Raw genomic sequence first — 14,423 nt, 5'->3', positions numbered from 1 at the left:
GCTTCGCAGCCCAACGCGGGGCAAGCCCGCTCGCCACAACAACCTGCCTGCCTGCCGGAGGCTATTGGGCAGCCTTGCGCGTCAACAACTCCACAAACGCCTCTGCCATCGGCGTCTGCGCGCCCTTGCGTTGCACCAGCCACACCGCCGTCATCGCCTCCTGGTCCAGCAGCGTGCGATACACCACGCCATCGATCCGAATGCGCTGGTAGGACGCCGGCAGCACCGACACGCCCAAGCCCGCCGCTACCAGGCCGATGATGGTCATCGCCTCCCCGGCCTCCTGGGCAAAGTGCGGGCTGAAGCCGGCATCACGCGCCAGGTTGAGTAACTGGGCGTAGAGGCCACTGCCGTAGGTGCGTGGGAAAAATACGAACGGCTCCTGCGCCAGTTGCGCCAGGTGCAAGCCACGTTCACTGCCCTCCACCAACGGATGGCCGGCATTCAACACCGCCACCAGTGGCTCACGCATCAACTCGACCACACTTAGCGAATCTGGCAACGGCAGCGGCCGCATCAGGCCCACTTGTATCGACTCATCCACCAGCGACTCAGCCACTTCGGTGCTGCTCATCTCCTGCAGGTTCAGATGCACCGCCGGGAATGCCTGGCGAAACGCAAAGATCGCCTGGGGGATGCTGGAATTGAACGGTGCCGACGAGGTGAAGCCAATCTTCAGTTCGCCCAGCTCACCCAACTGCGCCCGGCGCGCTACGTCCGCCGCCTTGTCGACCTGCGCCAGCACCAATCGCGCCTCTTGCAGGAACAACCGCCCCGCTTCACTCAGTTCGACCCGACGGTTGGTACGCTCAAACAACCGCGCCCCCACTTCCTGCTCCAGCGCCTGGATCTGCTGGCTCAGCGGCGGTTGCGAGATGCCCAGCACCTGCGCGGCCCGGCCGAAATGCAGTTCTTCGGCGACGGCGATGAAGTACCGCAAGTGACGCAATTCCATGGGAGCCTCATTAGGTCGTTAAAGCTATCAAACAGGTCGAACAATATATTGGAAAGAATCATTAGGGAGCTATATTCTTTTTTGCATTGCCTGTCCTGGCACGCTCTTCCTCCCCGAGGTCCCCGTGAAAGCTGCTGTTGCTCCACTCGCTCAAGACGTACCGCCCACCGCCCTGGATGAGGTGGTGGCCCAGCTCAATGACGAGTTCATCGAAAAAGGCACGCCGATGTTCATGCGCACGGTGCTGGCGCTGTTCTCCGGTGGTTTCGCCACCTTTGCGCTGCTGTATTGCGTGCAGCCGATGATGCCGGCGCTGTCCCAGGAGTTCTCTATCAACGCCGCGCAGAGCAGCCTGATCCTGTCGGTGGCCACGGCGATGCTCGCCTGTGGTTTGTTGATCACCGGGCCGATTTCCGACCGCCTGGGGCGCAAGCCGGTGATGGTCTCCGCGCTGTTCTGCGCCGCGCTGGCGACCATCGCCAGCGGCCTGATGCCGACCTGGGAAGGCATCCTATTGATGCGCGCACTGGTGGGCCTGTCGCTCAGCGGTCTGGCCGCCGTGGCCATGACCTACCTGAGCGAAGAGATCCATCCGCAGCACATCGGCCTGGCCATGGGTTTGTACATCGGCGGCAACGCGATTGGTGGCATGAGCGGACGCCTGATCATCGGCGTGTTGATCGACTTCGTCAGTTGGCACACCGCCATGCTGATCATCGGCGCCCTGGCGCTGATCGCCGCCATGGTGTTCTGGAAAATCCTCCCCGAATCGCGCAACTTCCGCGCAACCAGCCTCAAGCCGCGCAGCCTGGTGGATGGCTTCGTCATGCACTTCAAGGACGCCGGCCTGCCGTGGCTGTTTCTCGAAGCATTCCTGCTGATGGGCGCGTTCGTGACGATGTTCAACTACATCGGCTATCGCCTGCTGGCCGATCCCTACGACCTGAGCCAAGCCGTGGTCGGCCTGCTGTCGCTGGTGTACCTCTCGGGTATCTATAGCTCGGCGAAAATCGGCTCACTGGCCGACCGCCTCGGCCGCCGCCGCGTGCTGTGGGGCACCATCGTGCTGATGCTGGCCGGCATGGCCCTGACCTTGTTCACTCCACTGTGGCTGGTGGTACCGGGCATGCTGATCTTCACTTTCGGCTTCTTCGGCGCCCACTCGGTGGCCAGCAGTTGGATCGGCCGTCGTGCGGTGAAGGCCAAGGGGCAAGCGTCATCGCTGTACCTGTTCTGCTATTACGTGGGGTCGAGTATTGCCGGGACGGCCGGCGGGTTCTTCTGGCATTTTGCCGGGTGGAATGGGATTGGGGCGTTTATCGTGGCGCTGCTGATCGGCGCGTTGCTGGTGGCGTTGAAGCTGGCGAAGTTGCCGCCGTTGGGGCAAGCGAAGGCCTGAGTTTTTCTGGCTTTAATGTGGGAGGGGGCAAGCCCCCTCCCACATTTGTATTGCGTGTTATTCGTGATACTGCGCTGACAACTCATGCACCGCGCGCAGGAACGCGCCGGCATGCTCCGGGTTCACTTCCGGGGTAATGCCATGGCCGAGGTTGAACACATGCCCAGTGCCTTTGCCATAGCTGGCGAGGATGCGGCCAACTTCGGTGCGGATAGCTTCCGGCTTGGCGTAAAGCACGGTCGGGTCCATGTTGCCTTGCAGCGCGACGCGGTTGCCCACGCGCTGACGGGCTTCGCCGAGGTCGCAGGTCCAGTCCAGGCCGAGGGCGTCGGCACCGGCGTCGGCAATGCTTTCCAGCCACAGCCCGCCGCCCTTGGTGAACATGATGACCGGCACTTTGCGGCCTTCGTGTTCGCGGATCAGGCCGCTGACAATCTTGCGCATGTAGGCCAGGGAGAACTCCTGGTACGCCGCCGCCGACAGGTTGCCGCCCCAGGTGTCGAAGATCTGCACGGCTTGCGCACCGGCCATGATCTGGCCGTTGAGGTAGGAGGTGACCGACTGCGCCAGCTTGTCCAGCAGCAGGTGCATGGCCTGAGGGTTGTCGTAGAGCATGGCCTTGGTCTTGCGGAAGTCTTTCGACGAGCCGCCTTCGACCATGTAAGTGGCCAGGGTCCAGGGGCTGCCGGAGAAGCCGATCAGCGGCACGCGGCCGTTAAGCTCGCGGCGGATGGTGCTCACGGCGTCCATCACGTAGCCGAGGTCTTTGTGCGGATCGGGGATCGGCAAGGCTTCGATATCGGCCAGGGTGCTGACGACTTTCTTGAAACGCGGGCCTTCGCCGGTCTCGAAGTACAGGCCTTGGCCCATGGCGTCAGGGATGGTGAGGATGTCGGAGAAAAGGATGGCCGCGTCCAGTTGTGGGTAGCGGTCCAGCGGCTGCATCGTGACTTCGCAGGCGAACTCCGGGTTCATGCACAGGCTCATGAAGTCGCCGGCGTTGGCGCGACTGGCGCGGTATTCCGGCAGGTAGCGACCGGCCTGGCGCATCATCCACACAGGGGTGACGTCCACGGGTTGCTTGAGCAGGGCACGAAGGAAACGGTCGTTCTTGAGGGCAGTCATGTCGGCATCCGCAAAAAAAGTGCGGGCATTTTCTCAGAGCCAGACGCAAAAGGCACGGTATGAGCCGTGCCTTTTGTCTATCGGGTCAATTTGTCGCGGGTATCACAGCTCAGACTTGCAGGTAATCCAGGATCCCTTCGGCGGCATTGCGGCCTTCGAAGATCGCGGTTACCACCAGGTCAGAACCGCGCACCATGTCGCCACCGGCGAAGATCTTCGGGTTGCTGGTCTGGTGCTTGTACTGGCCTTGTTCCGGGGCCACGACGCGGCCCTGGCTGTCAGTCTGGATCTGGAACTGTTCGAACCACGGCGCCGGGCTTGGGCGGAAACCGAAAGCGATGACCACGGCGTCAGCCGGGATGATCTCTTCGGAACCCGGGATCGGCTCGGGGCTGCGACGGCCACGGGCGTCCGGTTCGCCGAGACGGGTCTCGACCACCTTCACGCCTTCGACGCGGTCTTCACCGACAATTGCGATCGGCTGGCGGTTGTAGAGGAATTTCACGCCTTCTTCCTTGGCGTTCTTCACCTCTTTGCGCGAGCCGGGCATGTTGGCTTCGTCACGACGATAGGCACAAGTCACCGACTTGGCGCCCTGGCGGATCGAGGTGCGGTTGCAGTCCATCGCGGTGTCGCCACCACCCAGCACCACAACCTTCTTGCCTTTCATGTCGACGAAATCTTCCGGCGACTTTTCAAAGCCCAGGTTGCGATTGACGTTGGCGATCAGGAAATCCAGTGCGTCGTACACGCCCGGCAGATCCTCACCGGCAAAACCGCCCTTCATGTAGGTGTAGGTGCCCATGCCCATGAACACGGCGTCGTATTCTTCGAGCAATTGCTCCATGGTCACGTCTTTGCCGATTTCGGTGTTCAGGCGGAACTCGATGCCCATGCCGGTGAACACTTCACGACGGTTGCTCAGGACGGTTTTTTCCAGCTTGAACTCGGGGATACCGAAGGTCAGCAAGCCGCCGATTTCCGGGTTCTTGTCGAACACCACCGGGGTCACGCCGCCGCGCACCAATACGTCGGCGCAGCCCAGGCCGGCAGGACCGGCGCCGATGATGGCGACGCGTTTGCCGGTCGGCTTGACCTTGGACATGTCCGGGCGCCAGCCCATGGCGAACGCGGTGTCGGTGATGTACTTCTCCACCGAACCGATGGTCACCGCGCCAAAGCCGTCGTTAAGGGTGCAGGCACCCTCGCACAGACGGTCTTGCGGGCACACCCGGCCGCACACTTCCGGCAGGGTGTTGGTCTGGTGCGACAGTTCGGCGGCAGCGAGGATGTTGCCCTCGGCCACCAATTTGAGCCAGTTGGGAATGAAGTTGTGCACCGGGCACTTCCATTCGCAATACGGGTTACCGCACCCCAGGCAACGGTGGGCCTGGTCGGCCGAGTGCTGGGGTTTGAAGGGTTCGTAGATTTCCACGAACTCTTTCTTGCGTTGACGCAACAGTTTCTTCTTCGGATCTTTGCGCCCGACATCGATGAACTGGAAGTCGTTATTCAGACGTTCAGCCATGTTAAAACCTCATCAAACTCTTCAGGCGCATATCACTGCGGGTTGGCACGGATGCTGGAAAGCAACGATTTCAGGTTGGCAGCCTTGGGCTTGACCAGCCAGAAACGACGCAGGTAATCATCGAGGTTTTCGGCGAGGTTGCGGCCCCATTCGCTGCCGGTCTCCTCGACGTACTCGTCCAGCACGTGCTGCAAGTGGTTCCGGTAGGACTCCATGGCTTCGCCGCTGATCCGCTGGATCTCGACCAACTCGTGGTTGACCTTGTCGACGAAGGTGTTGTCCTGGTCGAGCACGTAGGCGAAACCGCCGGTCATGCCCGAACCGAAGTTGTAACCGGTCTTGCCCAGTACCGCGACAAAGCCCCCGGTCATGTACTCGCAGCAGTGATCGCCAGTGCCTTCCACCACGGTGTGGGCACCGGAGTTACGCACGGCGAAACGCTCACCGGCGGTGCCGGCGGCGAACAGCTTGCCACCGGTGGCGCCGTACAAGCAGGTGTTGCCGATGATGGCACTGTCCTGGGTCTTGTAGACGCTGCCTTTAGGCGGAACGATCACCAGCTTGCCGCCGGTCATGCCCTTGCCCACGTAGTCGTTGGCGTCGCCTTCCAGGTACATGTGCAGGCCGCCGGCGTTCCACACGCCAAAGCTCTGGCCCGCAGTGCCCTTGAAGCGGAAAGTGATCGGCGCTTTCGCCATGCCCTGATTGCCGTGCTTGCGTGCGATTTCGCCGGAGATGCGTGCGCCGATGGAACGGTCGCAGTTGCAGATATCCAGAGCGAATTCACCACCGCTGGCGTCGCTGATCGCGCCGCCTGCGATTTCCACCATCTTCTCGGCCAGCAGGCCTTTGTCGAACGGCGGGTTGCGCTCGACGCCGCAGAACTGCGGTTTGTCGGCCGGAATGTGATCACTGCCCAACAGCGGCGTCAGGTCCAGGTGATGTTGCTTGGCGGTCTGGCCTTCGAGGATCTCCAACAGGTCGGTGCGACCGATCAGCTCTTCGAGAGAACGCACGCCCAGCTTGGCCAGCCACTCACGGGTCTCTTCGGCAACGTAGGTGAAGAAGTTCACCACCATGTCGACTGTGCCGATGTAGTGATCCTTGCGCAGCTTCTCGTTCTGAGTGGCGACGCCGGTGGCGCAGTTGTTCAGGTGGCAGATGCGCAGGTATTTGCAGCCCAGGGCAATCATTGGCGCGGTGCCGAAGCCGAAGCTTTCGGCGCCGAGGATCGCGGCCTTGATCACGTCGAGGCCGGTTTTCAGGCCGCCGTCGGTCTGCACACGCACCTTACCGCGCAGGTCGTTGCCACGCAGGGTCTGGTGGGTTTCGGCCAGGCCCAGTTCCCACGGTGCGCCCGCGTACTTGATGGAGGTCAGCGGCGAAGCGCCGGTGCCACCGTCGTAGCCGGAGATGGTGATCAGGTCGGCATAGGCCTTGGCCACACCGGCGGCAATGGTGCCCACGCCGGCTTCTGCTACCAGTTTCACCGAGACCAGGGCCTGCGGGTTGACTTGTTTCAGGTCGAAAATCAGCTGCGACAAGTCTTCAATCGAGTAGATGTCGTGGTGCGGCGGTGGCGAAATCAGCGTGACGCCCGGCACTGCGTAACGCAGCTTGGCGATCAAACCATTGACCTTGCCGCCTGGCAGTTGACCGCCTTCACCGGGCTTGGCGCCCTGGGCCACCTTGATCTGCAGCACTTCGGCGTTGACCAGGTATTCCGGGGTCACACCGAAACGGCCGGTCGCGACCTGCTTGATTTTCGAGCTCTTGATGGTGCCGTAGCGCGCCGGGTCTTCACCACCTTCGCCGGAGTTGGAACGCGCACCCAGGCGGTTCATGGCTTCGGCCAGGGCCTCGTGAGCCTCAGGCGACAAGGCGCCCAGGGAGATACCTGCGGAGTCGAAGCGCTTGAGGATCGATTCCAGCGGCTCGACTTCGCTGATGTCCATCGGCGTGTCCAGGGTCTTCACCTTGAACAGGTCGCGGATCATCGACACCGGGCGGTTGTCCACCAGCGAGGTGTATTCCTTGAACTTAGTGTAGTCGCCCTGCTGCACGGCGGCTTGCAGGGTGTTGACCACGTCCGGGTTGTACGCGTGGTATTCGCCACCGTGCACGAACTTGAGCAGGCCGCCTTGCTGGATTGGCTTGCGCGCACTCCAGGCTTCGGCTGCCAGGGCTTTTTGCTCGGCTTCGATGTCGACGAAACGCGCGCCCTTGATACGGCTCGGCACACCACGGAAGCTCAGGTCGCAGACTTCCTCGGACAGGCCGATGGCTTCGAACAACTGTGCACCACGGTACGAGGTGACGGTGGAAATACCCATCTTCGACAGGATCTTCAACAGCCCCTTGGTGATGCCCTTACGGTAGTTCTTGAACACCTCGTAGAGGTCGCCCAGCACTTCACCGGTACGGATCAGGTCGCCCAGCACTTCGTACGCGAGGAACGGGTACACCGCCGAAGCGCCGAAACCGATCAGCACCGCAAAGTGGTGCGGGTCGCGGGCGGTGGCGGTTTCCACGAGGATGTTGGAGTCGCAGCGCAGACCTTTTTCGGTCAGGCGGTGGTGCACCGCGCCGGTGGCCAGCGAAGCGTGGATCGGCAGCTTGCCCGGCGCAATGTGGCGGTCGGTCAGCACGATCTGGGTACGACCGGCGCGCACGGCTTCTTCGGCCTGGTCGGCGACGTTGCGCACAGCGGCTTCAAGGCCGAGGCTCTCGTCATAGTTCAGGTCGATGATCTGGCGGTCGAAGCCCGGGCGATCCAGGGTCATCAACGAGCGCCACTTGGCCGGGGAAATGACCGGCGAGCTGAGGATCACGCGGGAAGCGTGCTCAGGCGACTCCTGGAAGATGTTGCGCTCGGCACCGAGGCACACTTCCAGGGACATCACGATGGCTTCGCGCAGCGGGTCGATCGGTGGGTTGGTCACCTGGGCGAACTGCTGGCGGAAGTAGTCGTACGGCGTGCGCACGCGCTGGGACAGCACGGCCATTGGCGTGTCATCGCCCATGGAGCCAACCGCCTCGTAGCCTTGCTCGCCGAGCGGACGCAGCACCTGGTCGCGCTCTTCGAACGTGACCTGGTACATCTTCATGTATTGCTTGAGCTGGTCGACGTCGTAGAACGCCGAACCGTGGTCGTTGTCTTCCATGGTCGCCTGGATGCGCAGGGCGTTCTTGCGCAGCCATTGCTTGTACGGGTGACGCGACTTCAGGCGGTTGTCGATGGCATCGGTGTCGAGGATCTGCCCGGTTTCGGTGTCGACGGCGAGGATCTGGCCAGGGCCAACGCGGCCTTTGGCAATCACGTCTTCGGGCTTGTAGTTCCACACGCCGATTTCCGACGCGAGGGTGATGAAGCCATTGGTGGTGGTGACCCAACGCGCCGGCCGCAGACCGTTACGGTCGAGCAGGCACACTGCGTAGCGACCGTCGGTCATGACCACGCCGGCCGGGCCGTCCCACGGCTCCATGTGCATCGAGTTGTACTCGTAGAACGCACGCAGGTCCGGGTCCATGGTCTCGACGTTCTGCCACGCTGGCGGAATGATCATGCGCACGCCACGGAACAGGTCGATGCCGCCGGTGACCATCAGTTCGAGCATGTTGTCCATACTGGAGGAGTCGGAGCCCACGCGGTTGACCAGCGGGCCGAGCTCTTCCAGGTCCATCAGGTCGTTGGCGAACTTGGTGCGACGAGCCACGGCCCAGTTGCGGTTGCCAGTGATGGTGTTGATCTCGCCGTTGTGGGCGAGGAAGCGGAATGGCTGGGCCAGCGGCCATTTCGGCAGGGTGTTGGTGGAGAAGCGCTGGTGGAACACGCAGATTGCGGTTTGCAGGCGCTCATCGCTCAGGTCTGGATAGAAGGCGGTGAGGTCCGCCGGCATCATCAGGCCTTTATAAATGATGGTCTTGTGGGAAAAGCTGCAGATGTAGTGGTCGGTGTCGGCGGCATTGGACACCGACGAACGACGACGCGAGGTGAACAGCTTGATCGCCATGTCCTGGTCGCTCAAGCCGTCGCCTGCGATGAACACTTGCTCGATCTGCGGCAGGCGCTCGTTGGCCAGGCGGCCGAGCACGCTGGTGTCGATTGGCACTTTGCGCCAGCCGACGAGTTGCAGGCCGGCGGCCAGGATCTCGCGGTTCATGTTCTCGCGAGCGGCTTCGGCTTTGACCGGGTCCTGGTTGAAAAACACCATGCCCACGGCGTACTGCTTGGGCAGGTCGACCGCAAATTGCTCTTTTGCGACAGCGCGCAGGAACTGGTCGGGCTTTTGAATCAGCAAGCCACAACCGTCACCGGTCTTGCCGTCGGCGTTGATCCCACCGCGGTGGGTCATGCAGGTCAGGGCCTCGATGGCCGTTTGCAAAAGGGTATGACTGGGCTCGCCCTGCATATGGGCTATCAGGCCGAAACCGCAGTTATCCTTGAATTCATCGGGTTGGTACAGACCTGCTTTCATAGACACTTTCTCACCAGGCTGCCTCTTATATCGAGGCAAATTTCTTTTCAATTCAACCGGTTACCTTCCACGCCGAACGTACGCCGGCTTAGCGGGGGCAAAAGGGAGGTCATTGTACACACCGACACAGACGCTCACAAATTTAGCGACGAAATGTCGCAAATCTATGTCGCATTTATGAAAGGTTTAAAGCGATATGCTGTGCTAGTCAAAACTTTTTTAATTCTGACCGCTACGACTCAAAAGCTACTGTGACGCAGACACCACAAAGCGCGCGGCCTGTAAGGGCAGCACGCACTTGCGGATTTTTTTGAGGTGCCGGGAGGGCGGCCTGGGTAAGGCCGCCGGATCTTCAGCGAGTTGTTGCGAGTTCTTGTTGAACGCTGGCAACAGTGCGAGGCCAAGGTTTACCAGCCTGGACCTTCGCTGGCAAGGTTTTGATCGCAGAATCGGCGGCTGCACGGCTGGAGAAGTTGCCGTAGGTGATCACGTAGAGAGGCTTGCCGTTGAGCACTTTCTTGAAATAACGGTACTCGCCGCCCTGCTCTTTCACGAACGCCTGGGCGTTGGCTTCGGAGCTGGTGCCGAGAATCTGCACCACGAAGTTGCCGGTTGGCTGGCTGGCGTACCAACTGCTACCAGCAGCGCCGGCCTTGGCAACGGTGGCGGCCGGTTTTTCAGCCGGTTTGGCCGCTGGAGCCGGGGTCGGCTTGGCGACTGGCGCAGGCGCGACCGGCTTGGTCACAGGCGCAGGCTTGGCAGTGGCGACAGTCGGTGCCGGGGTCGGCTTGGCAACTGCAGCCGGCTGACCGGCTGGCACGCCCGCAGGCGGGGCAGTGGTGGTCACGGTTGGTGGAGTGGCGCTGGAGCCTTCCACCGGCACGCCGTCGTCGCCTTCGGAGATGCCACCGGCCTCTTCGGCAAGCGGACCACGCATCACCGGTTGGCCGACCATCGGCAGGTTGGTCGGCTGGCCGGAGTTGGCGAACTCGACGTTTGGCGTGGGTTTGCCCAGTGGCAACTGCGCCTGTTCGGTTGGCGCGCCGGCCGTCGTCGGTGCCTTGCTGCGGCCTGGGATCAACCAGGCGGCGGCGACAGCGACCACGACAACGGCGGAAATAGCCAATACGTGTTTCTTAGGCATAGTGAACCCCATCTTTGGACGCTTGACCGCAGTGCGGCTGGCAATCATGGCTTCGATCATGGCATCGCGGGCAACCTGGTTGATGGTGCCAGGCCAGCCGTCGGAGCTTTCGTGAATATCAGAGATCTGCTGAGCGGAGAAAAGTTCGATACCGGCCCCCGCGCCTTCCAGGCGTTGAGCCAGGTATTCGCGAGTTTCTTCCTCTTCGTACGGCTGCAGCTCGATGACGTGGAACAGCTCCTGGTCACCGCTGATCTGCTCGAGCTCGGCGATCAGCGACGACTCACCAAACAGGAACACGTGCGGGCGACCTTCCGGCGTACCGGCTGCCAGCGCTAGCAGCGCTTCCAGGGCGGACTCGTCGAGCTGCTCGGCGTCATCCACCAGCAGGTAGACTTCCTGGCCGGTCAGGCCCAGTTGCACCACTTGCTTGAGGATCGCATTTGGCTCGGCAGTGGCCACGTCCAGCGCCTGGGCGACCTGGCGCAGCACGCCTGCGGCATCACCGGCACCACGGGCCGACACCACCACGCTCTGTACCGACTGCTTGTTGGTACTGGCCACCAGGGCCTGGCGCAGCAGGGTCTTGCCACTGCCCAGCGGGCCGGTCACGACCAGCAGCAGTTGGCTGTAGCGCGCGAGGTGGTGCAGTTGGCCGAGCACTGGCTTGCGCTGGGCCGGGAAAAATTTGAAGCCAGGCACCCGTGGAGCAAAAGGGTCGTGGCTCAACTGGTAATGGCCGAGGAACGCCTCGTCGGCATGCAAACTAGTCATCGGGATCTTATTAACCTTTAAGCTGGGCCAGGACGCGGTAATCCGCTCCCAGCGTGGCCTGTAAAATCTCTTTCGGATAATCGTCGGTCACCACCGCTTCGCCCATATGGCGCAGCAGCACCAGTCGCAGTCGACCGTCGATCACTTTCTTGTCTATTGCCATATGTTCGAGGAAATCCGCCTCGGTCATCTCCTCCGGCGGAATGACCGGCAAGCCAGCTCGCTGGAACAGGAGGATGCCACGATCACGCTCCTGGGCGCTGATCCAGCCCAGGCGCTGCGACATCTCCAACGCCATCACCGTGCCAGCCGCTACGGCCTCCCCATGCAACCACACACCATAGCCCATGTGGGTTTCGATCGCATGGCCGAAGGTGTGGCCCAGGTTCAAAGTGGCCCGTACGCCGGACTCCCGTTCGTCGGCATTCACCACCAGCGCCTTGGCGGCGCAAGAGCGGGAAATCGCCTCGGTGAGTGCCGCCTGGTCGAGGTTGCGCAGGGCATCCACGTGCTCTTCCAGCCAGGTCAGGAACGGCTCGTCGCAGATCAACCCGTACTTGATGACTTCCGCCAGGCCCGCCGACAGCTCACGCGGCGGCAAGGTGTTGAGGGTCGCGGTGTCGATCAGCACGGCTTGAGGCTGGTAGAACGCGCCCACCATGTTCTTGCCCAGCGGGTGGTTGATGCCGGTCTTGCCGCCCACCGACGAATCGACCTGGGACAGCAAGGTAGTCGGCACTTGGATAAAGTCCACGCCACGCTGGTAGCAGGCCGCTGCAAAGCCGGCCATATCGCCGATCACACCGCCGCCCAGGGCGATCACGGTGGTGCGGCGGTCATGACGTGCGGTGAGCAGGCCATCGAAGATCAGTTGCAGGGTTTCCCAGTTTTTGTGGGCTTCGCCGTCGGGCAGGATCACGGAGATCACCGAATAGGCCGACAGACTGCGGCTCAGACGCTCAAGATACAGCGGCGCGACCGTTTCGTTGGAGATGATCGCCACTTGCCGCCCAGCAATATGCGGTGCGAGCAACTCGGGCTGGTCCAGCAGACCTTCGCCAATATGGATCGGGTAGCTGCGCTCGCCTAGATCGACCTTAAGTGTCTGCATGTGTCCCCGCGTTAGAGATGGTGTGACGACCGATGACGTCACGTTCTGACGTCACCTGATGGCTCTACGCCACACCCCACAGGGTGATAGCGCGCCGCCGAGAATAGCGCATTTCGAGCCGGGCTTTAACGGGGTGGCAGCCGTTGCAGGCGCTCAAGAATGTCGAGGACCACCATCCGAGGTGGCCGCTCATCGGTTTCTACCACCAGATCGGCGATTTCCCGATACAGCGGATCGCGCAGCGTGAGCAGGTCCCGCAGGGTTTTCTCCGGGTTGGCTGTGCGCAGCAACGGACGATTGCGATCGCGGGCGGTGCGGCCCACCTGCTGCTCGACCGAGGCATGCAGATAGACCACCCGACCACCGGCATGCAGCGCGCGGCGGTTTTCTTCGCGCATCACTGCTCCGCCGCCGGTGGCCAATACCACGCCGTCGAGGCCGCACAGCTCGGCGATCATCGCCTGCTCGCGGTCACGAAAGCCCAGTTCGCCTTCCTTATCGAAGATCCATGGGATATTGGCACCCGTGCGCAATTCAATTTCCTTGTCGGAATCTTTGAACGGCAGGCGCAGCTCTTTGGCCAGCAAACGGCCGATGGTGCTTTTTCCAGCGCCCATCGGTCCTACAAGAATCAAATTTCGCACAGAATCAACGACTCACAGCAATCGCCTGGTTATTCATAATACGCGGAGTCAGGAATACCAGCAGCTCGGATTTTTTCTCCGCCAGCACATCGCGCCGGAAAAGGCGGCCAAGATACGGCACATCGCCCAAAAATGGCACTTTATCTACCACTTTGCTTTGGGTATTGGAGAAAACCCCGCCGATAACGATGGTCTCGCCATCCTTGACCAACACCTTGGCGTTGACCTCGTTCTTCTTGATCGGCGGGACGTCGTTGAGTTTGTTCAGGTAGTCGGGTTCATCCTTGGTGACCTTGACCTCCATGATCACGTGGCCGTCGGGGGTGATTTGCGGGGTGACCTCCAGGGACAGCGAGGCCTCCTTGAACGACACCGAGGTGGCACCGCTGGAGCTGGATTCCTGGTAGGGGATCTCGGTGCCCTTGAGGATGCGTGCGGTTTCCTTGTCGGACGTGACCACCTTGGGTTGCGAGACGATTTCGCCGTTGCCGGTTTTCTCCATGGCAGTGAGCTCCAGGTCCAGCAGCAGGTTGTCGGTGATGTAGGCGATGCCCAGGCCCGAGGTGCCGGTGAGTGATCCCAAGTCCACAAAGGGTGAACTGGGTGGGTTTTCCGGCGGTTCCACGCCTTCAGGCTGAGGTTTCGGAATGCCTCCCGCGCCCCAGTTGCCGCGATTGAGCCGCCCACCCCAGCGCGCGCCCAGGCTTTTGTCGTAATCGACATTGGCCTCGACGATCCGCGCCTCGATCATCACCTGACGCACCGGAATATCCAGTTGCGCCACGATCCGCCGCAGTTCCTCCAACCGCTCCCCGGTCTGGTAGGCGATGATGTTGTTGGTGCGATCATCCACCGCCACCGAACCTCGTTCATCCGTCACGCCTTCAAGGCCGGTGACAGACTGAAATAACTTTGCCAGGTCCGCCGCCTTGGCGTAATTGACTTGCAGCAGCTCCCGGCGCAACGGCGCCAACTCGGCCATCTGTTTGCGCGATTCCAGCGTGAGCAGCTCACGCGCGGCCAGTTCCTCGGCCGGCGCTACCAGCAACACGCCGGCCTTTAGCCGCTTATCCAAGGCCTTGGATTGCAGCACCAGGTCCAGGGCCTGATCCCAGGGCACCTCCTTGAGACGCAGAGTGATCGAGCCCTGTACATCGTCACTGGCAACCAGGTTGAGGCCCGCCACATCGGCAATTTGTTGCAATGCCGTGCGCAACTCGATGCTCTGGAAGTTAAGGGTGAGCTTGTCGCCTGTGTAGGCGCTC

General features: G+C 61.8%; 8 protein-coding genes and 1 pseudogene. 1 reads left to right on the top strand and 8 read right to left on the bottom strand.

What is annotated here, in order from left to right:
- Window positions 1–61: 61 nt before the first annotated feature.
- Window positions 62–955: a LysR family transcriptional regulator gene (locus CI807_RS08795; protein ID WP_095014394.1), complete on the bottom strand. Its 894-nt coding sequence runs from the start codon at window positions 953–955 to the stop codon at window positions 62–64.
- A gap of 172 nt (window positions 956–1,127) precedes the next feature.
- Between CI807_RS08795 and CI807_RS08790 the strand changes: the two genes are divergently transcribed.
- Complete coding sequence (locus CI807_RS08790) at window positions 1,128–2,354, top strand: MFS transporter (RefSeq protein WP_371857999.1); 1,227 nt, start codon at window positions 1,128–1,130, stop codon at window positions 2,352–2,354.
- A 57-nt stretch (window positions 2,355–2,411) separates the two neighbouring features.
- Here the strand turns inward: CI807_RS08790 and hemE are convergent, their stop codons facing one another.
- The 7 genes and pseudogenes from hemE to CI807_RS08750 form a co-directional block, all read right to left on the bottom strand.
- Window positions 2,412–3,479, bottom strand: a complete 1,068-nt coding sequence (gene hemE, locus CI807_RS08785) for a uroporphyrinogen decarboxylase (protein ID WP_071482671.1) — start codon at window positions 3,477–3,479, stop codon at window positions 2,412–2,414.
- 109 nt (window positions 3,480–3,588) lie between these two features.
- Complete coding sequence (locus CI807_RS08780) at window positions 3,589–5,007, bottom strand: FAD-dependent oxidoreductase (protein WP_010213750.1); 1,419 nt, start codon at window positions 5,005–5,007, stop codon at window positions 3,589–3,591.
- 32 nt (window positions 5,008–5,039) lie between these two features.
- Window positions 5,040–9,485: a glutamate synthase large subunit gene (gltB, locus tag CI807_RS08775; RefSeq protein WP_095014392.1), complete on the bottom strand. Its 4,446-nt coding sequence runs from the start codon at window positions 9,483–9,485 to the stop codon at window positions 5,040–5,042.
- Window positions 9,486–9,837: 352 nt separating this feature from the next.
- Window positions 9,838–11,403 (bottom strand): SPOR domain-containing protein, encoded by a 1,566-nt coding sequence (locus tag CI807_RS08765; protein ID WP_095014391.1) that lies wholly within the window; start codon window positions 11,401–11,403, stop codon window positions 9,838–9,840.
- Between the two features lie 10 nt (window positions 11,404–11,413).
- Window positions 11,414–12,514 (bottom strand): 3-dehydroquinate synthase, encoded by a 1,101-nt coding sequence (gene aroB / locus CI807_RS08760; RefSeq protein WP_095014390.1) that lies wholly within the window; start codon window positions 12,512–12,514, stop codon window positions 11,414–11,416.
- A gap of 125 nt (window positions 12,515–12,639) precedes the next feature.
- Complete coding sequence (gene aroK / locus CI807_RS08755) at window positions 12,640–13,158, bottom strand: shikimate kinase AroK (RefSeq protein ID WP_016979191.1); 519 nt, start codon at window positions 13,156–13,158, stop codon at window positions 12,640–12,642.
- A gap of 4 nt (window positions 13,159–13,162) precedes the next feature.
- A pseudogene (locus tag CI807_RS08750) lies at window positions 13,163–14,419 on the bottom strand (type IV pilus secretin PilQ); the annotation flags it as partial.
- Window positions 14,420–14,423 lie beyond the last annotated feature (4 nt).

This window comes from Pseudomonas sp. NS1(2017), assembly GCF_002269425.1.
Classification (GTDB): Bacteria; Pseudomonadota; Gammaproteobacteria; order Pseudomonadales; family Pseudomonadaceae; genus Aquipseudomonas; species Aquipseudomonas reactans.
This window is presented reverse-complemented; position numbering and strand designations above follow the sequence as displayed.